Below are 23,973 nucleotides of genomic sequence, written 5' to 3' on the forward strand. Positions count from 1 at the left end.
ATTTAGTTTTTTGGTTATAACAAATATAAGGGTTACAATAATTCTAGTTTTAAGTAAATATTACTTTTTTTGTAGGAAAACATAGAGTTTACATTATAGCTTTGTTGCTAACAAACTAATTGCTACATTGTACCTATGAACTTTTTAGCACACATATACCTATCGGGCAATAATGAGTTACTTACCATTGGTAATTTTATGGCAGACGGTATTCGTGGGCAAGTACTTAATTCATTCCCTGCCGAAGTACAAAAAGGAATTATCTTACATCGTTTTATAGATAGTTATACTGATGCACACCCTATTTTTAGGCAAAGTACCAAACGATTACACCCTGTATATCATCATTACTCTGGGGTTATTGTAGATATTATTTACGACCATTTTTTAGCAAGAAACTGGCGTAAATATCATGATGAACCTTTACAGGATTTTACACAACAATTTTACCAATTGCTTAGAGATAATTACAGCCTGCTTACAGAAAAGACAAAAAACATGATGCCCTACATGATACAGCAAGATTGGTTGGGCAGCTATGCGACTACAACAGGTATTGCCGAAATATTACGGCAAATGGACGGGCGCACCAAACAAAAATCGGGGATGACAAATGCTGTAAAAGAACTTATGGCATTTTATACCGATTTTGAAAGTGAGTTTACTTTATTTTTTGAAGATGTTCGGGCTTTTGTGAAGGATAAAAAACGTACGTTATAAAAAGAGCTAGCGCCTGCTTAGTATTTGCGTAAAAAACGTATAAATGAGCTATATTTTTTTATAAATGAAGTAACTTTGCCCTCTGTTTATAAAAAATCAAATTTTACAAGTATAAAATGCTTAATCGTAACGTTTCAAAAGTTAGATTATTTTTCCGAAATAACCTGCGCCGTATTGAAACACTATTTTTTATTATTAAAAGTCTGCTTTCAGAAAGGCACTTTATTTACGTTTCGGCCATACTGGTTGCGATATCCACATCGCTTGCCGTAATTATACTAAAAGGATTTGCGCATAGTGTTTTTAACTTTGCCAATTATATAGACAATTATTTAAAACTACCTTATGTAAACAGTATATTCCCTATTATAGGTATACTACTTACCATATTTATTGTTAGGAAGTTACTAAAAGGACAAATTGAAAAAGGTAGTTCGCGCATACTGTATGCTGTTGCTAAAAAAGGAGGTATTATGCCCCGAAAGCAAATGTATGCCCAAATTATAACCAGCTCGCTAACCGTAGGGCTTGGAGGCTCGGCAGGATTGGAGTCGCCCATTACCATAACAGGAGCAGCATTTGGCTCTAACTTTGCACAAAACTACAAACTCTCTAAAAAGGACAGGATATTACTACTTGCTTGTGGCGTGGCAGCGGGTATTGCCGCAGCCTTTAATGCCCCTATAGCAGGCGTACTTTTTGCTATAGAAGTAGTACTTACCGATGTATCTATTACCGCCTTTATCCCAATTATGATATCGGCTGCTACAGGCGCAATCGTTTCTACCATAGTACTTAACGAGGAAGTGCTACTATCGTTTAAGCAACAACATCCTTTTGATTATCATAATATACCCTACTACATTATATTAGGCTTACTCTGCGGGTTTATATCGGTATACCATACTAGGCAATTCCAACGCGTAGAAGGCTTTTTTGCTCGACTTAAAAAGAGTGATTACCAAAAAGGACTATATGGGGCACTACCATTAGCAGCACTCATATTCCTATCGCCTACCCTATTTGGTGAAGGGTACGAAAGCATTAAAGTATTAGCCAACTCGCACCCTGAAGAATTGCTTAATAATACCTTATTAGAGGGCTTTAAAGAAAATGCTTGGGTATTACTCGCCTTTGCAGGGGTAACTATGCTGTTAAAAGTTTTTGCAGCAGCCTTAACACTATCGAGCGGAGGTAACGGCGGTAACTTTGCACCATCGTTATTTGTAGGGTCGTATCTTGGTTTTTTTGTAGCAAAGTCCATGCATATGGTAGGTTTAGCAAAAAACTTACCTGTAAGCAGCTTTACCATAGTAGGTATGGCGGGTTTGCTTAGTGGCTTATTCCATGCACCGCTTACTGCTATTTTCCTTATTGGCGAAATTACTGGGGGGTATAACCTTATGGTTCCGCTCATGATTGTGTCATCCATTAGTTTTGCGGTATCCAAACAATTCGAAAATCACTCGATGGATGTGAAACACTTAGCCGATAAAGGCGAAGTATTTACAGGGAATAAGGATAAGAATATACTATCAAGCCTTGATTTACTTGCCATAGTTAACACCGAATTTAAAACAGTAACCACAATGCAAAAACCTGAGGATGTGGTTAACTTACTGTCAACAACCAAACAGAGTATTTTTGCGGTGGTTGACGAAAAGAATAAATTGTTGGGCGTTATTGATTTTAATGCCATACGCCATATTGCTTTTAGCTCGTTTAAGATAAAGTACAGTAAGCTAGAAGAGATGATGATAGTACCTACTGAGGTAGCGACCATTCAGGATTCTTTGGAAATGATTATGGATAAGTATGATGCTGCTAATACTGATTATTTACCGATACTTAAGGAAGGGAAATACTATGGTTTTATCTTTAAAGATAAAATACTAAGCAGTTACAGGCAACGGGTAAAAGAAATGGTTATTGAATAAAAGTATAAACAAACGATATATAAAAAAAAGCCTATCCGAATTGGATAGGCTTTTTTATGTTCTAGTAATATATTATAACTAGTTATTTCCTTTTTGATAGTCGGCAATAAATTGTGCCAATCCAGAGTCTGTAAGGGGGTGTTTTATTAAGCCTGTAATGGCCGATAGTGGTCCCGTCATAACATCGGCACCAATTTTAGCACAGTTTACAATGTGCATGGTATGGCGTACGGATGCCGCAAGAATTTCAGTATTATAAGCGTAATTATCGTAGATGTAACGAATTTCTTCAATAAGGTTTAATCCATCAGTAGAAATATCATCTAAACGACCAATAAATGGCGATACGTACGTAGCTCCTGCTTTAGCAGCTAAAATGGCTTGCCCAGCCGAAAATACTAATGTTACGTTGGTTTTAATACCCTTATCACTAAAGTATTTACATGCCTTTATGCCATCTTTAATCATAGGTAATTTTACTACAATTTGGTTGTGCAAAGCAGCAAGCTCCTCCCCTTCTTTAATCATACCCTCAAAATCGGTAGCAATAACTTCAGCACTCACATCGCCATCTACAATATCGCAAATAGCGGTGTAATGCTTCAAGATATTTTCTTTACCTGTAATGCCTTCTTTTGCCATTAATGAAGGATTGGTAGTTACCCCATCAAGTACGCCCAACTCTTGCGCTTCTTTTATCTGATCGAGATTTGCTGTATCAATAAAAAATTTCATATCGTTTTTTTATAATGTGTTGTGTATTTGTGTTAGGTACAAAACTACAATTTATAATGATTCATTAATAGTTTTTCGTACACCTTATCGGGTAAAACGCGTTTCAATACAATCGAAAATTTTTGCATAAAAGCACCCACTTTATAATGCACCTTTGGGTTTGGTGTTTGTATTATTTTATATATCGCTTCTGCCATTTCGTTTGGGTTACTACCACCATCTACATGCTCGTCCATCATAGCAAGCGTATTCCCATAAGTAACTTCGTAAGGGGAACCTTTTATAAGTGGTGCATGGTAACGTCTGTCAGCAATATTAGTTGCAAAATCGCCTGGTGCAACATTAGTAATACTAATACCAAAGGGCTTAACCTCCATGCGTAATGCTTCGGTAATTAACTCCAATGCTCCTTTTGAGGCAGAATACACACTACGGTATGGTAGCCCCATGTACCCCGCTATAGAGGTAACATTTATAATAAGCCCCTGTTTTTGTGTACGCATGTGGGGTAACACAGCCTTTATAACCGTTATGGGTCCAAACAAATTAGTCTCAAAATTATTTTTAATCGCATCATCTGGTAACTCCTCTAAAGGTCCTGTAATCCCTACGCCCGCATTGTTAATAAGCACGTCTATACGTCCAGATTGCTCTATTACAGTAGCAACGGCAGTAGTAATGCTTTCAGCATCGCGAACATCCAAAGCGATAAGTGGAAAAACAGAATCGGTTACCTTATCGGGGTTACGGCTTGTACCATATACAGTATAGCCTTTTTGGTGTAAAAAATTACCTACCGATTTACCGATGCCCGAAGAACCGCCTGTTATTAAAACTATTTTATTGCCAGAATTAATCATATAAAAATGCTCGTTTGTTACAATCGGTCAAAAATACATAAATATGTAAAGGTTTACACAAACCGTAATCTGTTTATTGTATACGTAGTACAACTGTAGTTTTTATAAAATTGTATATCTTATGCCCTCAAAAGCCAAGTGCAACGGCTATACTATAAAAACAAACTACCTATGTATGTAAAACGGAATTATAGTTTTTTAATGACTTTTAAATGGTCTATGAAACCCTTTTGGCTCGGAATGCTCTACGCAACCGCCATATATTTCCTGAATCTATTTTTAATTAACAATTACGATATTAATATTGGGTTGCCCTGGAGCCCCATAAGTGTAATTGGTATTGCAGTTGCTTTTTATTTGGGATTTAAAAACAATGCTAGTTATGACAGGGTTTGGGAAGCCCGAAAAATATGGGGTGGTATTGTAAACAACAGCCGCTCGTTTGGGGCAGCTACCCACTCGTTTATAATTGGTAAAGATGCTCCTAGCATAAAGAAAAGAATTATTTACAGACACATTGCGTGGTTAACGGCACTGCGCTATCAACTCCGTTTGCCAAGAGAGTGGGAACATGATACCGAAAAGTTTACAAGAATTTTTCCGAGTGCTAATAACGACTATTTGAAAGAACTGAGTAGTGAATTACAACCCTTTTTAAGCGATAAAGAACTTAACGAGTGTATAAGTAAAGCTAATGTTGCTACACAAATTATAGCGGCACAAGCAACCGATTTGCAAACCCTTAGGGATGAGAATTATTTTGATGATTTTAGGCACATGGAATTTCATCAGTTACTAACTACTTTTTATGATGACCAAGGACGTAGCGAACGGATTAAAAATTTCCCCTTCCCGCGCCAATATGCCTCTACAGCATTATGGCTGTCGGTTATATTTTCGTTAATGATACCTTTTGGCTTGCTAGATATATTAAACAAAATGCCCATAGAATTATGTTGGATAATGATTCCGCTATCGGGGCTTACGATATGGGTATTCTTCTTGATGGAAAAAATTGGCGATTATTCCGAAAATCCTTTTGAGGGTTCCTATAATGATGTACCTATCGATTCGATTTCGAGAGCCATAGAAATTGACTTGAGAGAGATGATTAACGATACTAATTTACGTGCACCTATAGGAGGCAGCCCTGATGGCTTTTTAATGTAAATGAGTAACAAATAGGCACAAAAAAAGCCCCTATTAGGCTACAAAAAAGAAATAAAAAAAGGCAAGCGACCTACATCGCACCGCTACAACCGCATACCTTTGCTGCGTTCCCACCCTGGAGGATTCTGCAGGAGCTGGTCGTGTAGGACTTGCCAGTGCAAAGATACATTATTTTTATATTTTTGCAAGGCTATAGGCGGTTAGAAAATGTAATTGTATATTGCCTTAACTATGAATAATACTATGAAAATATCTAAACTGTTCGCTTTCATTTCGTTGGCAACAGCACTACATTCGTGCGGCGACGATAATAAACAAAAAAATAATTTATTTAAGTTAGATACTTCGGCTATGAAACAACAGTATCAGCCCGAAGATGCGCTTACCTTATCGTTAATAAACGAAAAAAATAAGGTAATTGATTCTGTTGTTTATTATATTAATGATAACCGCGTGGGTGCTGTAACGGGTAACGAAAAACTAAAGGTAGCATTAAACAACCGTAAGTTTGGCTACCAGAACTTGAAAGCACTTGTGTTTTTTGAAAATGATAATGTAGAGGTTGAAGGTCGTGTAGAGCTAACATCGAGCATAACACCACAATTATTGGAGTACGAAATAGTAAACACCTACCCACATGATATGAGTGCTTATACACAGGGTTTGGAGTTTTACAGGGATACGCTATACGAAGGAACTGGGCAATACAAAGGCTCTACCCTGCGCAAAGTAAACTACAAAACGGGCGAAGTGTATAAAAAAATAAAGCAGGACGACAGGTACTTTGGCGAAGGAATTACCATACTAAACAACAAAGTGTACCAACTTACGTGGCGCGAAACTACTGCTTTTGTATATGATGCCGATACATTTGAAAAAATAAACGAGTTTACCTATTCCAAAAAAATAGAGGGATGGGGGCTTACTAACGATGGCGAATATTTATACCAAAGTGACGGTACTGAAAAAATATGGAAGCTAGACCCTGAAACGATGAAGGAGGTTGATTATATTAATGTATATACCAAAAATACCAAAATAAAAGCTGTAAACGAGTTGGAATGGATAGATGGTAAAATATATGGTAATGTATACCAAAAAGATGCCATAGCTGTTATAAACCCTACTACGGGTGCAGTTGAAAGTATTATTAATTTCTCTGATTTAAAAACCAAAGTTACCAAACACCCAAAATTAGATGTACTTAATGGTATTGCGTATAACCCTAAAACCAACACTATTTTTGTAACAGGCAAAAACTGGGATAAAATGTTTGAGATAAGAATTAAAGAGTAATTATTTAATGCCTATAACAAAAAAGCCTTTCTATTGCGGAGGCTTTTTTTATTCTCGTGTATCAACATTTCCATTGTATCGAGCTTTAATTCTATCTTTTATAATGATAAAAGAAATTATCATAAAAGGTATTAAGACAATTATATTACGTAATACATGATTTGTTTCTTCTGAAAACACAGTAACATTCAAAAATATATATCCAGGAAAGTAACATACAATTACTAATATCAAAAACTGAAAAAACCTTTTTAAAGTATACTTCATATCAGTCGAATGTTTTTACAAATTTAAAAATATAAAAAAGCCCTCACAATGTGAGGGCTTTGTATATTAAAATGAATTCGGATTAGTTACCTCCTTTTTCCATTTTTTCTTTTAATGCTGCCAATGCATCAATATCACCAAGAGTGGTTTTCTCTGCGTTGTTAGCATTGCTGTTAGACTCTTGTGCAGCCTTAACATTCTTCTCTTCTTCATCTTTAAAAGTAGCCGTGTGCGATGCCACTACTCTTTTAAATTCTTTATTAAACTCAATCACTTTAAAGTCAGCTACTTCACCTTTTTTAAGTTTTTTACCGTCTTCTTTCTCTAAGTGTCTTGTTGGAATAAAAGCAACAATATCATCGTTAAATGCTACTGTAGCACCTTTATCTACTATCTCAGCAATAGGACCATTGTGTACAGTTCCTACACCGAAAGAGTCTTCGTACTTATCCCAAGGGTTAGCCTGAGTTTGTTTGTGACCAAGCGATAGTTTACGTCCGTCAACATCCAATTCAAGTACAAGTACTTCTAATGTATCACCAACATTTACAAATTCACTTGGGTGCTTAATCTTCTTAGTCCAAGAAAGGTCTGAGATGTATATTAAACCATCAATACCTTCTTCAAGTTCTACGAATATACCAAAGTTTGTAAAGTTTCTTACAATACCTGTGTGTTTAGAACCTACAGGATATTTGGATGTAATATCTGTCCAAGGATCTTGCGTAAGTTGCTTAATACCTAACGACATCTTACGATCTTCTCTGTCAAGGGTTAATATCTGAGCTTCAACCTCATCACCTACTTTCACAAAGTCCTGTGCAGAACGTAAGTGTGTAGACCATGACATTTCAGAAACGTGGATAAGTCCTTCAACACCTTCAGCAACTTCAATAAACGCACCGTAGTCAGCAATAACCACTACTTTACCTTTTACTTTATCGCCTACTGCAAGGTTTGCATCAAGTGCATCCCATGGGTGTGGGTTAAGTTGTTTAAGTCCAAGTTGTATTCTTGTTTTCTCATCATCAAAATCAAGAATAACCACGTTAAGTTTCTGGTCAAGTTCAAGTACTTCACTTGGGTGATTAATACGACTCCAAGAAAGGTCTGTAATGTGAATAAGTCCATCAACGCCACCAAGGTCAATAAATACACCGTATGATGTAATGTTTTTAACAACACCTTCAAGTACCTGTCCTTTTTCAAGCTGACCGATAATTTCTTTCTTCTGTATCTCAATATCAGCCTCAATAAGTGCTTTGTGCGATACTACTACGTTTTTAAATTCATGGTTAATTTTAACCACTTTAAACTCCATAGTTTTATTTACGTACTGGTCGTAATCTCTAATTGGTTTCACATCTATTTGCGAACCTGGAAGGAAAGCCTCAATACCAAATACATCTACAATCATACCGCCTTTAGTTCTGCATTTTACAAAACCATTAACAATTTCTCCTGTTTCATTAGCTTTAATAACTCTATCCCACGCTTTAATAGTACGTGCTTTTTTGTGAGAAAGTACAAGCTGTCCTGATTTATCTTCACGAACATCAATAAGTACTTCTACTTTATCCCCAACTGCTAAGTTTGGGTTGTAACGGAATTCGTTAAGTGATATAACACCTTCCGATTTTGCGTTGATATCTACAATAGCATCTCTATCAGTGATGCGTACTACAGTACCGTCTACTACCTCATCGCTGTCGGTATCTATAAACGTTTTTTCAACTAAATCTTCAAATTCTTTCAGGTTACTTTCATCAACTGGATCAATACCTTCTTCAAAGTTATGCCAGTTAAACTCTGCTAAAAATTCTTCTTTTGTTTTTGTTTCTTCAGACATTGCTGATAATAAAATTTGTATTCTGCGCATCTTGGGGTTTCATACAGCAAGAAAACTACAGAAGTGTTTTACATAAAAAAATAAATACCCTTTTGGAAACCCATTCCTGCCAAAAGGAGTGCAAAAATACTATTATTTTTTTGATTAACAAACAAATAGAATTCCTTTTGGCAACCGTTTACTACAATAATTACACAAATGCTATTTGGTAAAAGCCTTATAACTATATTTTAATTATAAACATATTTAACATAGTTTTTGTTTAAACTATTTTAACTACCTTAGTATACTGGAAAAAAACCTGAAAATTAAGTTATTAATCTTAATTTTTGCTATGACGTTATTTGACTTCGAATTAAGTCCTTTAAGGCAATGCGCACGTAAGTTATATATACTATGTGCAATATTGCTATGGTCTGCACTGTACTCACACACTACGGTTGCACAGGAGTTTTTGCTCGATGTTAATGTTACCAATCAAACTTGCCTAGGTAACGGGCAGCTAACGCTATCTGTTAGTAACCAAAATCCTGATGCCCCTGTTACGTACATAGTATACTTATTGCCCAATACCGTAAACGCAATTTACAATAATACAAACCCCATAGTTAGTAACCTTACAGATGGTACTTACCTTGTTGTTGCTACACAAACTATTGATGGAACTACCGTTAGCGACGAACAAGAAGTTATTATTGCTGATGAAACAGAACCCTTAATTTACAATGTAACTAGTGATAGTACTGTATGTGGCGACGATGGTATTATAAACATAATTGTAACACAGGGGAATCCTGAAACATACGAGATACTTACAGGACCTGTTACAGCACCAGCGCAAGAATCGAATACATTTGAAGGTGTACCCGCAGGTACCTACACCGTAAGAGTAATAGATAATTGTGGCGAAGGAATTGTAAAGGCGCATACTGTAATCTCTACAGAATCGGTAATGGTAATAAGTGGAACAGGATTCCCTGATGCCGAGTTACCCGATTGTAATACAATAACCATAAGCCACACTATAACACCTCAAAACCCTGATATTCCAATACCAGGTCCTGTAAATATTACCTATACATTATTCCCACCAGATGGAGGCGATCCCATTATATTTACAGATGTATTAGGAGTAGAAGATGAAACAACACAAGAAGTACCTTTTTTTTATGATACCGACTATTTTTACGATTTAGAAATTACTGATGGTTGTGGCAGAATATATTCTGTACCCAACAATCTCATTAGGCAAAAACTTAGAGCAGATGGCGGTTTTGATAATGCAGAGTGCGGAGGTAAAATTATTTTGATAGGTGTTGCCAAATACGTAGCGCCTTATACCATAACATTTACGGAATTTCCAGAAGATTTTGACCCTGAAATAGCGAATACGCAACATCCAGGACCGTTTGCTGGAGAACAAGTTATATACGGAGCCTCTGATGCCCCAGTACCCTTTGGGTTTTACGAATTTACCATTACAGATGCCTGCGGTCGTAGTGAAACAGGTACTATTTTGATTGAAGAGGATGAAGAAATACAGCCCTTAGATAATTCAAGAAATAATGATTGCGAGGATAATTTGGGTACAACTGAAATAGTATTGCCTGGATTTATATTAGTAGGTGGTAACATTCTTACAGCACCCGCCGAATATATTGAAACATTACCTTATGACCTCTCGGGGAATATAAACGATGATGATAACGTAGAAGTGGACGGGTTACCACCAGGAATATACCAATTTGAGGTTATTGACGAATGCGATAATGTGTACCCTATAGAAATTGAAATTCCAGAATTTAGCGCTTCAGGTATTACATACAATGCCCGCCCCGACTGTGCTATAGGTTTAGGCTCTATAAGAGTTGGTAGCGGTTTCCCACTAACTGCTGTAACTATTACCAGTGCACCAGCAGCATTTAGCGAAACGCTTCCGTTTAATGCCTTTGAATTTGTAGCAGGAGATGGAGCGTTATATATGGACAGCCTACCCCCTGGCGAATATACTTTTACTGCAGATACTGATTGCACTGATGAATTGACTATATCGGGAACAGTAACAGGATATGAAGTAACAAGTAATGAAATTTCCGAAGTACGTTACTGTGGCGCATTCGATCTTAATGTGGCACACAATAGTAATGGTGTGGCATTTAATAAGTTTTGGCTTCAAAAATTAATTGACCCAGATACCAATACGTGGGGGCATCCAACAATGGCAGGCGGCAACTATGAAGAAGGTACGCTACCCATGAACAACAATAGTTTAGAGGTAAACAATAACGCTACTACAATTAACCTAATTAGTACAGGCAACTTTAGAGTTCTTAAATCGTTTAAGTCATTTGGTAATGGTGTTAACGAGAAAGACTGTGTAGAAATATTATATGAATTTGAGTTTTTCGACGATTTAAACATAACCGATATAAAAAGCCTTACCTGCTCTGGTAGCGTTGCCGATGTAGAAATAACTGCTATTGGTGCAGAACCGCTTACCTATACCATAATTAGTAAAAATGGTGACACTAGCTTTACCATTGGTAATGGCAACAACAATATATTTTTAGGGTTGGAATCGGCCATATACGAGTTAAGGGTTGATGACCCTTGTGGTAACTTTGATACATTGCCCTTTAATGTTGCCGAATTGCCATCATTAGTCAACGCAACAGCACCTAATAATATTGATATTTGTGACGAAGGCGGTGATGGAATAGAAAACTATAATCTTGCTGACTTTGATGAAACAATACTTAACGGACAAAGTTTAGACGAGGTTACACTTACCTACCACAGTAATGAAAATGATGCCGAGACGGGTGCTGCACCACTACCAATGGAATATACTGCAAACATTGGTTTGAGCGAAATTTTTGCTCGGGTGGTGTTTAACGAAAGTGCCGAAGATTGTTATGCAACAACATCATTTAGGATAATTATACGCGAATTACCTCAATTACAAATGCAAGATGTATGGTCGGCGTGCGAAGGCAAGAGTGTACGAATAGTTGCTGATGCGGGCTACGAAAGTTACCTATGGTCTACCGAAGAAGAAACTAGAGCTATTACAGTTGAAGAAACTGGAGAGTATACTGTAACCGTAACCGATACACAAGGCTGCGAAACAACAAAAACAGTAACTGTAACCAACTCACAAGCCCCAGAAATAAATGAGGTGACTATTGAAGATTGGACTGAAAATAATAATATTATAACCGTTATACTGGAAAACACTACCGATTTAGACCATTTTGAATACTCTTTAGATGGCATTATTTATCAGGAGAGCAATACATTTACAGGTTTAGAGCCTGGGCAGTACGATGTTTACGTACGTGATAAATTTGATTGTGGTATTGCTACCGAAGATGTTTTCCTGCTAACCTACCCTAAATTTTTCACCCCGAATGGTGATGGTGTGAATGAAACATGGCGTATTGAATTTAGCAGACTAGAGCCTGATTTACATGTGTATATTTATGACCGCTATGGGAAAGCAATCACTGGATTCCTATCCAGTAGTGAGGGTTGGGACGGAACGCTAAATGGCAAAAAACTTCCTGCTACCGACTATTGGTTTGTAGTAACCCGCCAAAACGGAAAAGAATACAAGGGGCACTTCTCAATGGTGCGCTAATATTCAGAAATAAATAATATATATCCCCATAAAACACTAGCGGCTAAAGTATACTTTAGCCGCTAGTGTTTTTAAATAGTATGTGCAATTAATGACTAATAGTTGCCACTGCCTTAGGGTCGTGTTTATGCTTAAATAATATAGCAAAAGCAATAGCAATAACTAATGCATATATAGCAAAAGCTAGCCAGATGCTGTGCCAATCTTTCATAAAAATAGTATCGGTAAAACTACCGTTAGCAGCTACTTCAACATTTCTTTCTTCAATAAACTTTAGCATTACGGTATTAGAAGATTCTGTTTCTAAAAAGTCCGCCAAACCTGTCGTACTAGTAAACGACTTTGTAAAATATTTATCAATCATCCAACCCGAAATAAAACTACCAGCTACAGCACCAAATCCGTTTGTCATCATCATAAATAAACCTTGTGCCGAAGAGCGTATTTTTGCGGGCGTAGTCGTTTCTATAAATAATGAACCTGATATATTGAAAAAGTCAAATGCCATACCATATACAACACACGATAGTATAATCATCCACAATCCTGTAACAGGATCGCCATAGGCAAAAAGTGCAAACCGAAGCACCCAAGCAAACATGCTAATAAGCATTACCTGCTTAATACCAAAACGCTTTAGAAAGAAAGGAATGGCAAGTATAAATAAGGTTTCGGAAACTTGTGATATGGACATTATTATAGTAGAATATTCTACTACAAAGGAACTAGCGTATTTGGGGAAAAATTTAAACTCATCTAAAAAAACATCGCCATAAGCGTTTGTAAGCTGTAGGGCTGCACCTAAAAACATGGAGAATATAAAAAATAAGGCTATTTTATATACGCCAAATAATTTAAAGGCTTCTAGCCCCAATGCTTCTATTAAAGAGGAATTTGCTTTTGTATTCTGCGGCTTACATTTAGGTAATGTAAAGGAGTAAAAACCTAAAATAACAGCCGCTAAACCTGCAATATAAAACTGATATTCGGTAGCTTTATTATCCGTTAAATTGGTAATCCACATGGCAGCAATAAAACCTATAGTACCCCATACCCGTATGGGCGGAAAGCTCTTAACAACGTCAAGATTGTTTAGTTTTAGTGCAGTATAGGATATAGAATTGCTTAATGCAATGGTAGGCATATAAAAACACATGGCTACCAGCATTACATATATAAACGTAGTAGGGTCGTTTACCTGAGGAATGTAAAAAAGAGCTGCTGCGTATAGTAAATGGAGTACACCGTATAACCGTTCTGCATTTATCCATTTATCGGCTATTATACCTGTTAGGGTGGGCATAAATATAGAGGCAATTCCCATAGTACCAAATACAAGTCCAAATTGGGTTCCATCCCAATGTTTAGTACCAAACCAATAATTAGCAATAGTTATGAGCCATGCGCCCCAAACAAAAAATTGTAAGAAACTCATGGTAACGAGGCGGTTTTTAATCCCCATAAAAAGCAATACTTAAATTAACGTTTAATTAACAGCGGTAAAACTATCAATAAAATTTGATTTTTAAGGTAATGTAGTTGCAAAAGTTCAAGTTACACTAGCTACAAGTGTTAGTACTTTATCAAATTGTTCTTGTATGGTCAGTTCGGAGTTATCTATGGCTATAGCATCGTCTGCTTTTACCAGTGGTGAGTCTGCCCTAGTCGAATCAATACTATCGCGTTCTTGTACATTTTTTAACACCTCTTCGTAAGTTACCTTATCGCCTTTTGCAATAAGTTCGTCATAGCGTCGCTGCGCACGGGTTTGTGCACTAGCCGTCATGTATAATTTTAACTCGGCATCAGGAAATACAACTGTGCCAATATCACGTCCGTCCATTACCACACCTTTATTGGCTCCCATTTGCTGTTGCTGTTCTACTAATTTAGCCCTTACGGCAGATACTGCTGCTACTCGGCTAACTTTACTGGATACGGCTAGGGTACGTATTACTTTCTCTACGTTTTGTCCGTTCAAATACATTTCTGCAAAACCCAAATCAGCATTAAATACAAAACGAAGGTTTATATTTGATAAATTGTTTACTAATGCTTTTTCATCAAAATGATTATCGTCAATATACCCCTCTTCCATTGCATAGTACGTAACAGCACGGTACATGGCACCCGTATCTACATATGCGTACCCTAAATGTTTGGCGAGTTGTTTGGCGAGTGTGCTTTTTCCTGTGGAAGAAAAACCATCTATAGCAATAGTAATTTTTTTCATGTGCTAAATTTATCGATACACAAAAGTAGTGATAAACGTAAAATAGTAGACAAAGAAACTACTATTTTACTAGAGTTTTATGGTTAGTCCAAACAAACTGGTATTTGCGGCTAATGTGTATCGGGAATAGGAATAATCAAAACGCAGGTTATTAAAACGTAGTCCCATACCTACGGATATTCCAGAAAAATTTCGTTGCTCCTCTACCCTTAACTCCTCACCTCTCCTAAAGTTGTAGCCTACTCTCAGGTTAAAACTTTTCCCTGGAAAAAGTTCTGCTCCTACAATAAGGTGGCGTAATGCATTATTTACAAACGATACTTTTTCTTCTTCTACCGTACCATCTATACTTTGTTCTGCACGGTTAGGGTTAGAAAAGGCAATATTCCATTGTTGTAAATTCTCGAGGGTTATGTGCCAACGTATGGGCACATTTTCAACTTCCTGCGATATTCCTGCTATAATTTCTAATGGTAAGCGCTCTTGCACTCCTGCGTAGGTGGTAAATTGCATACCTACATTACGTATGGCAAGGGCTATATTAATATCGTTATCTTCGTCAATATACAATGCACCTATGTCTATTGCGCCACCAAAGGAGTTATAACTTTCTAGCGTAGACGATATTAGTTTACCATTTGCTCCTACGTAAATATCCGTCCACGGAATGTTGTAGGCGTAACCAAAAGAGAGTGCTATTTCGCTACCTGTAAAATCGCCTGTTAACAGTCCTGCTTCGTCACGACCTTCAAAAGTACCGTAATTTACGTATGTTACACCCGCATGGAATGTTTGTACGTGCCTATCGTACGTATAGGCATAGGCAGCAGTACCATAGGTTACTTCGCCAAAATAACTCCCATAATTTACTGAGAGCCTGTTGTGCATATCTGGGTTAATGGTTGCAGGGTTATATATGGCTTGGTTTACATCGTAATCGTAAATAGTAACCGTTTTTCCGCCAAGGGCAGCTTGGCGTGGGGAGGTGACAAGGCTTAAAAACTGATAGGTTGCTCTACCTCCTATTTGACTAAAAGACAATGTACTACTGAGTAGAAGAAAATAAAGATAACCTTTTTTGAACATTCTTGTTACATACGTTTTGTGCATACTATAACGCAACTGCGAAGATATTATTTTTATACAAAAAAACGGCTAATAAATTTCAGCCGTTTTTTATGCTATTATATATGCAAAAATACTATAATGTTTTTGCGTTTTTTACAGGTTGGTCAGTTACGGCATGCTTAATTACATCGCTCATTTCTTTTACGTAGTGAAAGGTAAGCCCTTGCAAATATTCTGGTTTAATTTCGTCAATATCGCGCTTGTTGTCTTCACACAATAATACTTCTTTAATATTAGCACGTTTAGCAGCAAGTATTTTCTCTTTAATACCACCAACAGGGAGTACTTTACCTCTTAAGGTAATTTCGCCCGTCATTGCCATTTGTTTTTTAACTCTTTTTTGTGTGAATGACGATACTAACGATGTTAGCATGGCTACACCTGCACTAGGGCCATCTTTTGGCGTTGCGCCTTCGGGTACGTGTATGTGTACGTTGTAACTCGATATTACTTCTGGGCTTATTCCTAACAAGGCTGCGTTGGCTTTAATATATTCGAGTGCTATGGTTGCAGATTCTTTCATTACCGTACCTAAGTTACCCGTCATGGTCATACTACCTTTTCCTTTAGATAGTATGGATTCTATAAACAGGATATCGCCACCAACAGTAGTCCATGCCAATCCCGTTACTACACCTGCTACATCGTTATTTTCGTACTTATCGCGTTCCATTTTTGGTGCTCCAAGTGCTTCAATAATATCAGCATCGGTAACTTTAATATTGTATTCTTCCTCCATTGCTATTGCTTTTGCAATAGAGCGTACCATTTTAGCCAATTGTTTTTCGAGACCACGAACACCTGATTCGCGTGTGTAGCCTACTATTATTTTTTCAAGCTGCCTTTTACCAATACTAATATCTTTAGTGGTAAGCCCATGCTCTTTTATTTGTTTTGGTAAGAGGTGCTTTCTGGCTATTTCTACTTTCTCCTCTATGGTATACCCCGTCATTTTAATAATCTCCATTCTGTCGCGAAGTGCAGGCTGAATGCTTGACATGTTATTGGACGTAGCAATAAACATTACCTTAGAGAGGTCGAAACCTAACTCTAAGAAATTATCGTAAAACTCGGAGTTTTGCTCAGGGTCCAGTACCTCTAATAATGCTGATGAAGGATCGCCATTATGCCCGCTGGATAGTTTATCTATCTCATCCAGTACAAAAACAGGGTTTGATGTGCCTGCCTTTTTTATGCTCTGTATAATTCTACCTGGCATAGCTCCTATATAGGTTTTTCGGTGCCCGCGTATTTCTGCCTCGTCACGAAGCCCACCTAACGATATACGGATATATTCTCTGCCTAATGCCTCGGCTACCGATTTACCTATGGATGTTTTACCAACCCCTGGAGGTCCGTACAAGCACAGTATAGGCGATTTCATATCGTTACGTAGTTTGAGTACAGCCAAGTACTCTATAATACGACGCTTTACGTCTTCCAGACCATAATGGTCGCGGTTTAGTATTTTTTCGGCACGTTTTAAATCAAATTTATCTTTAGAGAATGTTCCCCAAGGCAAATCGAGCATTAGCTCCAAATAGTTACGTTGTGTAGCATATTCTGCTACTTGCGGATTCATACGTTGTAATTTGGCAATTTCTTTATTAAAATGCGCTTTGGTTTTTTCGTTCCATTTTTTAGCTTTCCCTTTTTTACGCATTTCATCAATTTCCTGATCGTGCGATACCCCTCCAAGTTCTTCCTGGATGGTTTTCATTTGCTGATGCAGGAAATATTCACGCTGTTGTTGGTCGAGGTCAGAACGTACTTTGCTCTGTATATCGTTTTTGAGTTCCAACTTCTGCAACTCAACATTCATGTGTCGCAGTGTTTCTAACGCACGCTCCTTAAGGTCGTTTTTTGTAAGTAAGCTTTGTTTTTCATCTACTGTAAGGTTCATGTTAGATGATACAAAATTGACTAAAAACGATTCGCTTTCTATATTTTTAATCGCAAAAGTAGCCTCTGTAGGAATGTTTGGGCTTTCTTTTATAATTTGTATGGCTAAATCTTTTATGGACTCTATTATAGTAGCAAACTCTGCATCTCCCTTTTCGGGTTTTGTTTCGCTCACCTCTTTAATAGTAGCCATTAGGTAGGGCTGTTCTGTTGTTACGGTATCTATTTCAAAACGCTTTTTACCTTGTATAATAACAGTAGTATTACCATCGGGCATTTTTAGTACTCTTAGTATGCGGGCTACCGTACCTACCGTATTAATATCTTCTGCTGTAGGCTCTTCAACAGTTTCATCTTTTTGCGATACCACACCAATTATTTTTCCTGCTGCATTGGCATCGTTTATTAATTTTATAGATTTATCTCGCCCTGCTGTAATGGGTATTACAACGCCTGGAAATAAAACCATGTTACGCAATGGTAGTATGGGTAATGCTTCTGGCAGTACCTCATTGTTCATTTCTTCTTCATCCTCTGGCGTCATTAACGGAATTAATTCTGCATCAGTATCAATTTCTTGAAGTGACAGACTGTCAATATTTAATATTTTTTGATCAGACATGATATTTTAAAGTCATTTTGTCATTAAACATTTGTAGGACATTATATAAACATTTGTTTAATGTTTGTATTACCTACTTATACATCAGTAATAAAGGGGCATTACTGTATTTTTACTAGTAGTATTTGACAATGATTATGCCAATAAAAAAATCCGCCTGTAGGCGGATTTTGCGTGTATATATTTGCCACTAAGGTAGCTCAATGTCGAAGTCTCCGTTTGTAATTTCAATAATTTCACTTTCGTCTTCTGCTTTATAAGCCGAAAATGCAAAAGTTCCTTTCACAGAGTTACCATCATTGCTTATAATAGTTAATTGACCTGATTGAACAACATACAGTACTAAGCCCTCAGAATACAATCCTGTTACTCCATTATTAAATCCTCCATCTTCAGTAATATCATATGTGCCAGGTGTTATATCTGCATCCATTATTAATTGTATTTGTTTTGGAGGAGCTACATTTTGACCACTTACTGTTAGATAATTTCCTGATACTACAGCGATTGCTATTATAAAATTCGTCTCAGCACCATCTACATCTGCGGTAATATAATCTTCATCTGATCCTGGATTTGGATTGTTATTATTATCTACATAAGGAACATTTGTAAAAACTCCATTTGTAAGTTCTACTGCTTCTATTTCATCGTCACTATTGCTCCAATATCCTGTAAAGCTAAATGTACCTGAAATAGTTTGATTAACCGTATCAATATTCGTTATGGTAAATGCTCCTTCATAAATATTATCAGGAATTTCACCTCCTATTACAAGATCAGGATCATAATTTATATAACCGAGGTCATCATCATTTGTTTCGGGTTGGTATATCATTAATACATCTGATGGTGCATATGCTCCAATACTTAAAGTTGTACCTTCTAAAACAATACTTATATTTTTCCCGTTGCTTCCTACACCTTGTATGCCGATTAAGCCTTGACCGATTGAAGCATTTGAAGTGGTAGCCTGAAAAAGTTCGCCATCAATGGTAACCTCAAACGAACTTGGCTGTTCTGAATCAGGTACAAAATCTAAAAACACAGGATCTACAGGCTCAGTATCACATGATACGAATCCTAAAGTCATTATTAATACTAATAGTAATGATGTTAATTTTACTTGCTTCATGGTGGAAAATTATTTTTAAGTGCCAAATATAAAAAATTAAAAAACCTTAAACATAATTCGTTTAAGGTTTTTTAATTTTCCTAAATATCTCGTATTTACTCTAAGATAATACCTTTAATTACTATAATTCGATATTAAATTCACCATTTGTTATTTCAACAACATTATCATCCGCATCGAGTGCACTAAATGTAAATTCTCCTTTTATAAATCCATCCGCATTACTAATTACAGTCAATTCACCCGTAGTTATTGTAAGCGTCTCTCCATTATCAGAATATATAGCAAATGTATCTGTACCGTCCTCTAGCGCGTATGTACCTGGTGTAATATCGATAGGCATTAATAACTGAATTTGGTTTGCTGGCTCAATAATTTGTCCACTAAGTGTAACCGATTCTCCTGATTGTAGTGATAGTATAACACCATAATTTTTTTCGTCTCCATCTATTGTAGCTCTAAAATACTCATCATCTGGATCAGGATCAGGGTCAGTAAGTGAACCTGTATAAGGTATATTGGTAAACGTACCATTATTAAGTTCAACAGGCTCTCTTTCTTCACTATCATCAGACCAATATCCTACGTATTGGAATGTACCTGATATGGTATTATTTTGTGTATTTATAGCTGTTATTGTAACACCACCTGTATTATTAAAATCTGGATCGATATTCCAATATCCGAAATCGGACTCATCTGATGGATTGTAGGTTAATAATGCTTCTGGATACGACCCTACAGTAGTACCAGCTACAGTAACGCTAACAAATTCGCCATTTGTTCCTCTTTGCCCAACAATAGTAATAATACCATCGGCTACAGCTGCTTGGGTAGCATTGGCAGTAAACAGTTCACCATCTATAGTAACTTTAAAGGATGCTGGTTCTTCGGTATCAGGTACAAAGTCTAAAAACACAGGATCTACAGGCTCAGTATCACACGATACAAAACCCAAAGCTGCAATTAAAACAAAGAATGCCGATAGAATATTTATTCTTTTCATAACTATTTAATTATATTTTCAACCAAATATAATAGAATAATTTTAATATGCTTATTTTTTTAACACCCTTCGCAGAAGGAAGATACCTATTACGAAAAATAATGTAAGAAATATAACGGAATAGCGCATGCTACCAAATATCTGGTCAATAGCACCGTATAGCATCATTCCTATTACAATGCCTATTTTTTCGGTTACATCGTAAAAACTGAAAAAAGAAGCAGTGTCTTTAGTTTCTGGTAAAAATTTGGAGTATGTAGAGCGGGATAATGATTGTATACCTCCCATAACGAGCCCTACAAATCCTGCTGTAACGTAAAAGTGTACGGGCAAGGTTACAAAAAAGGCACAAACACAAATAACAGCCCAAATAATGTTAATACCTATAAGTGTTTTTATATTACCGTATTTTGCCGACAAACGAGATGTAACGGTTGCTCCTACTACGGCAACCAACTGTATTAGTAATATACTTACTATAAGCCCCATTTGTTTTGCACCATCATCCTCTCCCCATGCTATTTCTTCGGCACCAAAATAAGTAGCAACAAGCATAACGGTTTGTACTGCCATGCTGTATACAAAAAAGGCACCTAAATACCGTTTAAGTGTAATATTATTTTTTAGTTGCCCCCAAACTTTGCGTAACTCTCTAAATCCATTCAAAAGCACATCGCGGGTTACTTTTTGTTTTTTATTTCCTTTTGGTAAATAATAATAGGTGTACTGGCTAAAAAGTATCCACCATACTCCTACTGATACAAACGAATAGCGCATGGCACGTATAGCAGGTGCTTCTACACCCTCTATCTCCTTAATACCAAAAGCATCTGGAAACATAACCATTGCTAAATTGAATATGAGTAAAAATACACTGCCTATATACCCCATAGAGTAGCCTTTTGCACTAATGGCATCTTGTTGTTTTGGAAAAGCAATGTCGGGCAGGTAAGAATTATAAAAAACCAGACTACCCCAAAAACCTACCAGTCCAAAAAAGTAGCAGACTAAGCTCCAGTAAATATTTTCGAGACTAAACCAGTATAAACCAATACACGATAGTGCACCTAGATAGCAAAACAGCTTTAAGAATATTTTTTTGTTGCCTGAATAATCAGCAACACCCGATAGTAATGGCGATATAAAGGCTACAAATAAAAAGGCAAAAGCGGTAACAAAACTTATTAATGCAGTACTTTTTATGGAAGTCCCAAAAACAGCTATATATTTTTGCCCCTCTGGAAAAATAGCATTATAAAAAATAGGAAAAACTGCCGAGGCAATTACAAGGCTGTATACTGAGTTAGCCCAATCGTAAAACGCCCATGCGTTTAAAAGTTTCTTACTCCCTTTTTCCAGTTGTGGCATAGTAAATTTTTTAATAAAAAAACTGCTCTTATGTAGAGCAGCTAATATATGTATAATTATTAAAAGTAATACTTTACTATTATAAAGTATACCTAAATTTAAAACGTTACGCCAAATTTTGCCGCTTCGGCTTTAGCTTTAGGTATTTGATTTTTTATGTTTCTTATTCTGGTATTGCTTGATGGGTGAGTACTTAAAAATTCTGGGGGAGCACCGCCACCTGCATTGGCCGCCATACGTTGCCAAAATGCTGTTGCATTTTCTGGATTATAACCTGCTATTGCCATTAATATTAATCCAACATCATCGGCTTCATTTTCATGTTTTCTACTAAAAGGAAGCATAGCGCCATATTGGGTAGTAATACCATAGGCTTGCTGGTATATTTGTTGGGCTGTTTGGCTTTGCCCTGATGTGGCTACTGCCACACCTGCAGAGCCAAGCTGTTGTAGTGTGCTTGCACTCATTCGTTGTGCTCCGTGGTTTACTAATGCATGGGCAACCTCGTGCCCCATAACAGTTGCAAGCCCAGCTTCATCTTGCGCTATAGGCATAATACCTGTATATATTACAATTTTTCCGCCTGGCATGCACCAAGCGTTTACAGCAGGATCTTCAACTAAATTATACTCCCATGCGTAACCATCCAAATAACCTTTATACCCGTTGGCATTAAGGTATTTTTCGGCTGCCATTTTTATTTTCTGTCCTACCTTTTTTACCATAGCGGACTGTGAAGTACCAGTTATTACTTTGTGTTGACTCAAAAATTGGTCGTACTGCTGAAAGGCAGTAGGAAAAAGTTGCGCATTAGAAACAAAATTGAGATTCTTTTTTCCTGTAAATGGATTTGTAGAACAAGACATCATTAGCAGGAATAATGTACCTGAAAGAACTAGTATACTTTTCTTCATAAAGGTGTTTTATTAAATTTTATTCAAAATTACTAAATTCGTGTGATATCCAATTCCGAAAAATTCTTAATAATAGTTAAAAAATTGTAAATATATAGTATAGGAGTTATTAGTTTAAATTCTGAATTTATTCTTACATAATAACAAAACATCTTTTTACTATGCTTGCATATATTTAACTTTTATCGTAACTGGTTGTACTTTATTTGGATTACCTTTATATCGTATAAGTTAAACTCAAAAACGGTAGTACACATTACTGATATAAGCTATAAAAAATGTCAAGAAAAGTAAAGAAAAAAAAGCAATCAATGGCAGTACCAAAATCTATTTTAACCACTGCAAAAGTTTTACAAAAACTATCCAATAAGTTAGCAGCAAAATTTACTATGAAACTTTTTATTACTCCCGTTAAGTTTAAACTTCCAAAAAGGGAGGAAAAAATGGAACGTGAAAGTAGACAAGAGTATTTGGACATTCCTAAGCTGAACAAAAAAATATGCTTGTACCATTTAGGCAATAATGCTAAAAAAGTGTTAATTGTACATGGCTGGAGCGGTCGGGGTACACAGCTTTGGTCTATAGCCGATAGTTTAGTAAAAAATGGATACAGTACCCTTAGTTTTGATGCACCTGCTCATGGAAAATCGACAGGAAGAACAAGCGACATGATGGAATTTATTGCTTGCATTCAGGAGCTTGACAAAAAATACGGTCCTTTTGAATACGGTGTTGGACACTCGCTTGGTGGTATGGCATTGCTTAACGCAATAAAGCGCGGTACTACAGTTAAAAAAGCGGTTACTATTGGCAGTGGCGATTTAATATCGGATATTATGGATGACTTTACGCAAAAGTTAGGCATGGATATTGAAACAAATAAAACAATGATTAAATTATTCGAAAAGCAATTTGGAATAACCATTAACAGTTATGCTACGTATATAGCAGCAAAAGAGTTAACTATTCCAGTACTTGTTGTTCATGATACGGAAGATGAGGATGTACCCGTATCAGCTGCCTATCATATACATAAGCATTTACAAGATGGCGAGTTAATAATAACAGAAGGTTTAGGACACCGTAAAATTCTTGGAGATAGCAATGTCATTAATAAAATAACCAAATTTTTAACCTAATGAAAAAAGTATTAATATTATTTATTCTGTTTTCTTTAACCGCGTGTAAAGG

Annotated in this window: 18 protein-coding genes and 1 other RNA gene (1 of these 19 running past the window's edge); 7 read left to right on the forward strand and 12 right to left on the reverse strand. The window is 36.5% G+C overall.

The window, feature by feature from the left end; translation table 11 throughout:
• Positions 1 to 135: 135 nt before the first annotated feature.
• Positions 136 to 720, forward strand: a complete 585-nt coding sequence (locus K1I41_RS11170) for an acyl carrier protein phosphodiesterase (protein ID WP_220640425.1) — start codon at positions 136 to 138, stop codon at positions 718 to 720.
• A 116-nt stretch (positions 721 to 836) separates the two neighbouring features.
• Positions 837 to 2,657 (forward strand): chloride channel protein, encoded by a 1,821-nt coding sequence (locus K1I41_RS11175; protein WP_220640426.1) that lies wholly within the window; start codon positions 837 to 839, stop codon positions 2,655 to 2,657.
• A 78-nt stretch (positions 2,658 to 2,735) separates the two neighbouring features.
• On the opposite strand, the gene fsa is transcribed toward K1I41_RS11175, so the two are convergent.
• Positions 2,736 to 3,392 carry a fructose-6-phosphate aldolase gene (gene fsa, locus K1I41_RS11180; protein WP_220640427.1) on the reverse strand — a complete coding sequence of 219 codons (657 nt, stop codon included), beginning with the start codon at positions 3,390 to 3,392 and terminating at the stop codon, positions 2,736 to 2,738.
• A 44-nt stretch (positions 3,393 to 3,436) separates the two neighbouring features.
• On the reverse strand, positions 3,437 to 4,252 hold the full coding sequence (locus K1I41_RS11185) for an SDR family oxidoreductase (protein ID WP_220640428.1): 816 nt from the start codon (positions 4,250 to 4,252) through the stop codon (positions 3,437 to 3,439).
• Between the two features lie 219 nt (positions 4,253 to 4,471).
• Here K1I41_RS11185 and K1I41_RS11190 point away from each other — a divergent pair, with 219 nt between their 5' ends.
• Positions 4,472 to 5,422, forward strand: a complete 951-nt coding sequence (locus tag K1I41_RS11190; RefSeq protein ID WP_220640429.1) for a bestrophin family protein — start codon at positions 4,472 to 4,474, stop codon at positions 5,420 to 5,422.
• A 56-nt stretch (positions 5,423 to 5,478) separates the two neighbouring features.
• On the opposite strand, the gene ffs is transcribed toward K1I41_RS11190, so the two are convergent.
• Positions 5,479 to 5,577: signal recognition particle sRNA small type (gene ffs / locus K1I41_RS11195), an RNA gene on the reverse strand.
• A gap of 88 nt (positions 5,578 to 5,665) precedes the next feature.
• Here ffs and K1I41_RS11200 point away from each other — a divergent pair.
• Positions 5,666 to 6,718, forward strand: coding sequence for a glutaminyl-peptide cyclotransferase (locus K1I41_RS11200; protein WP_220640430.1), 1,053 nt, complete (start codon positions 5,666 to 5,668; stop codon positions 6,716 to 6,718).
• A 349-nt stretch (positions 6,719 to 7,067) separates the two neighbouring features.
• Here K1I41_RS11200 and rpsA read toward each other — a convergent pair whose 3' ends face one another.
• Complete coding sequence (gene rpsA, locus K1I41_RS11205) at positions 7,068 to 8,834, reverse strand: 30S ribosomal protein S1 (RefSeq protein WP_220641879.1); 1,767 nt, start codon at positions 8,832 to 8,834, stop codon at positions 7,068 to 7,070.
• Between the two features lie 334 nt (positions 8,835 to 9,168).
• On the opposite strand from rpsA, the gene K1I41_RS11210 reads away from it, so the two are divergent.
• Complete coding sequence (locus tag K1I41_RS11210; RefSeq protein ID WP_220640431.1) at positions 9,169 to 12,474, forward strand: T9SS type B sorting domain-containing protein; 3,306 nt, start codon at positions 9,169 to 9,171, stop codon at positions 12,472 to 12,474.
• Positions 12,475 to 12,562: 88 nt separating this feature from the next.
• Here the strand turns inward: K1I41_RS11210 and K1I41_RS11215 are convergent, their stop codons facing one another.
• From K1I41_RS11215 to K1I41_RS11250, 8 genes are all read right to left on the reverse strand, one after another.
• Positions 12,563 to 13,936 carry a nucleoside permease gene (locus K1I41_RS11215; RefSeq protein ID WP_220640432.1) on the reverse strand — a complete coding sequence of 458 codons (1,374 nt, stop codon included), beginning with the start codon at positions 13,934 to 13,936 and terminating at the stop codon, positions 12,563 to 12,565.
• Positions 13,937 to 14,023: 87 nt separating this feature from the next.
• The gene (gene cmk / locus K1I41_RS11220; protein WP_220640433.1) at positions 14,024 to 14,707 is read right to left on the reverse strand and encodes a (d)CMP kinase; all 684 of its coding nucleotides are present in this window, start codon (positions 14,705 to 14,707) and stop codon (positions 14,024 to 14,026) included.
• Positions 14,708 to 14,776: 69 nt separating this feature from the next.
• Positions 14,777 to 15,793: a type IX secretion system protein PorQ gene (porQ, locus tag K1I41_RS11225; RefSeq protein ID WP_220640434.1), complete on the reverse strand. Its 1,017-nt coding sequence runs from the start codon at positions 15,791 to 15,793 to the stop codon at positions 14,777 to 14,779.
• A 115-nt stretch (positions 15,794 to 15,908) separates the two neighbouring features.
• Positions 15,909 to 18,359, reverse strand: coding sequence for an endopeptidase La (lon, locus tag K1I41_RS11230; protein ID WP_220640435.1), 2,451 nt, complete (start codon positions 18,357 to 18,359; stop codon positions 15,909 to 15,911).
• Positions 18,360 to 18,549: 190 nt separating this feature from the next.
• Entirely contained in the window at positions 18,550 to 19,452 is a 903-nt protein-coding gene (locus K1I41_RS11235) for a DUF6252 domain-containing protein (RefSeq protein ID WP_220640436.1), read from the reverse strand.
• A gap of 163 nt (positions 19,453 to 19,615) precedes the next feature.
• Positions 19,616 to 20,500: a DUF6252 domain-containing protein gene (locus K1I41_RS11240; protein WP_220640437.1), complete on the reverse strand. Its 885-nt coding sequence runs from the start codon at positions 20,498 to 20,500 to the stop codon at positions 19,616 to 19,618.
• Between the two features lie 51 nt (positions 20,501 to 20,551).
• The gene (locus K1I41_RS11245; protein ID WP_220640438.1) at positions 20,552 to 21,868 is read right to left on the reverse strand and encodes an MFS transporter; all 1,317 of its coding nucleotides are present in this window, start codon (positions 21,866 to 21,868) and stop codon (positions 20,552 to 20,554) included.
• Positions 21,869 to 21,966: 98 nt separating this feature from the next.
• Positions 21,967 to 22,782: a M48 family metallopeptidase gene (locus tag K1I41_RS11250; protein WP_220640439.1), complete on the reverse strand. Its 816-nt coding sequence runs from the start codon at positions 22,780 to 22,782 to the stop codon at positions 21,967 to 21,969.
• Between the two features lie 278 nt (positions 22,783 to 23,060).
• On the opposite strand from K1I41_RS11250, the gene K1I41_RS11255 reads away from it, so the two are divergent.
• Together K1I41_RS11255 and msrB are read left to right on the forward strand one after the other, a co-directional pair.
• Positions 23,061 to 23,921: an alpha/beta hydrolase gene (locus K1I41_RS11255; RefSeq protein WP_220640440.1), complete on the forward strand. Its 861-nt coding sequence runs from the start codon at positions 23,061 to 23,063 to the stop codon at positions 23,919 to 23,921.
• A protein-coding gene (gene msrB, locus K1I41_RS11260) for a peptide-methionine (R)-S-oxide reductase MsrB (protein ID WP_220640441.1) crosses the window boundary here: on the forward strand, positions 23,921 to 23,973 show its 5' portion. The gene runs 451 nt beyond the window's last position; only the first 53 of its 504 coding nucleotides appear in the window; it begins with the start codon at positions 23,921 to 23,923; its stop codon lies beyond the right edge, outside the window. Before K1I41_RS11255 ends, msrB begins: the two co-directional genes overlap by 1 nt.

Origin of the sequence: Flavobacterium litorale (genome assembly GCF_019613795.1) — a bacterium.
GTDB lineage: Bacteria > Bacteroidota > Bacteroidia > Flavobacteriales > Flavobacteriaceae > Flavobacterium > Flavobacterium litorale.

Coding starts and splice junctions, on each gene's coding strand:
- fsa (WP_220640427.1), bottom strand. CDS start 3,392: ATGAAATTTTTTATTGATACAGCAAATCTCGATCAGATAAAAGAAGCG.
- K1I41_RS11200 (WP_220640430.1), top strand. CDS start 5,666: ATGAAAATATCTAAACTGTTCGCTTTCATTTCGTTGGCAACAGCACTA.
- K1I41_RS11250 (WP_220640439.1), bottom strand. CDS start 22,782: ATGAAGAAAAGTATACTAGTTCTTTCAGGTACATTATTCCTGCTAATG.
- lon (WP_220640435.1), bottom strand. CDS start 18,359: ATGTCTGATCAAAAAATATTAAATATTGACAGTCTGTCACTTCAAGAA.
- K1I41_RS11240 (WP_220640437.1), bottom strand. CDS start 20,500: ATGAAAAGAATAAATATTCTATCGGCATTCTTTGTTTTAATTGCAGCT.
- K1I41_RS11170 (WP_220640425.1), top strand. CDS start 136: ATGAACTTTTTAGCACACATATACCTATCGGGCAATAATGAGTTACTT.
- K1I41_RS11215 (WP_220640432.1), bottom strand. CDS start 13,936: ATGGGGATTAAAAACCGCCTCGTTACCATGAGTTTCTTACAATTTTTT.
- K1I41_RS11190 (WP_220640429.1), top strand. CDS start 4,472: ATGAAACCCTTTTGGCTCGGAATGCTCTACGCAACCGCCATATATTTC.
- K1I41_RS11210 (WP_220640431.1), top strand. CDS start 9,169: ATGACGTTATTTGACTTCGAATTAAGTCCTTTAAGGCAATGCGCACGT.
- cmk (WP_220640433.1), bottom strand. CDS start 14,707: ATGAAAAAAATTACTATTGCTATAGATGGTTTTTCTTCCACAGGAAAA.
- porQ (WP_220640434.1), bottom strand. CDS start 15,793: ATGTTCAAAAAAGGTTATCTTTATTTTCTTCTACTCAGTAGTACATTG.
- K1I41_RS11185 (WP_220640428.1), bottom strand. CDS start 4,252: ATGATTAATTCTGGCAATAAAATAGTTTTAATAACAGGCGGTTCTTCG.
- K1I41_RS11255 (WP_220640440.1), top strand. CDS start 23,061: ATGTCAAGAAAAGTAAAGAAAAAAAAGCAATCAATGGCAGTACCAAAA.
- rpsA (WP_220641879.1), bottom strand. CDS start 8,834: ATGTCTGAAGAAACAAAAACAAAAGAAGAATTTTTAGCAGAGTTTAAC.
- K1I41_RS11245 (WP_220640438.1), bottom strand. CDS start 21,868: ATGCCACAACTGGAAAAAGGGAGTAAGAAACTTTTAAACGCATGGGCG.
- K1I41_RS11235 (WP_220640436.1), bottom strand. CDS start 19,452: ATGACTTTAGGATTCGTATCATGTGATACTGAGCCTGTAGATCCTGTG.
- K1I41_RS11175 (WP_220640426.1), top strand. CDS start 837: ATGCTTAATCGTAACGTTTCAAAAGTTAGATTATTTTTCCGAAATAAC.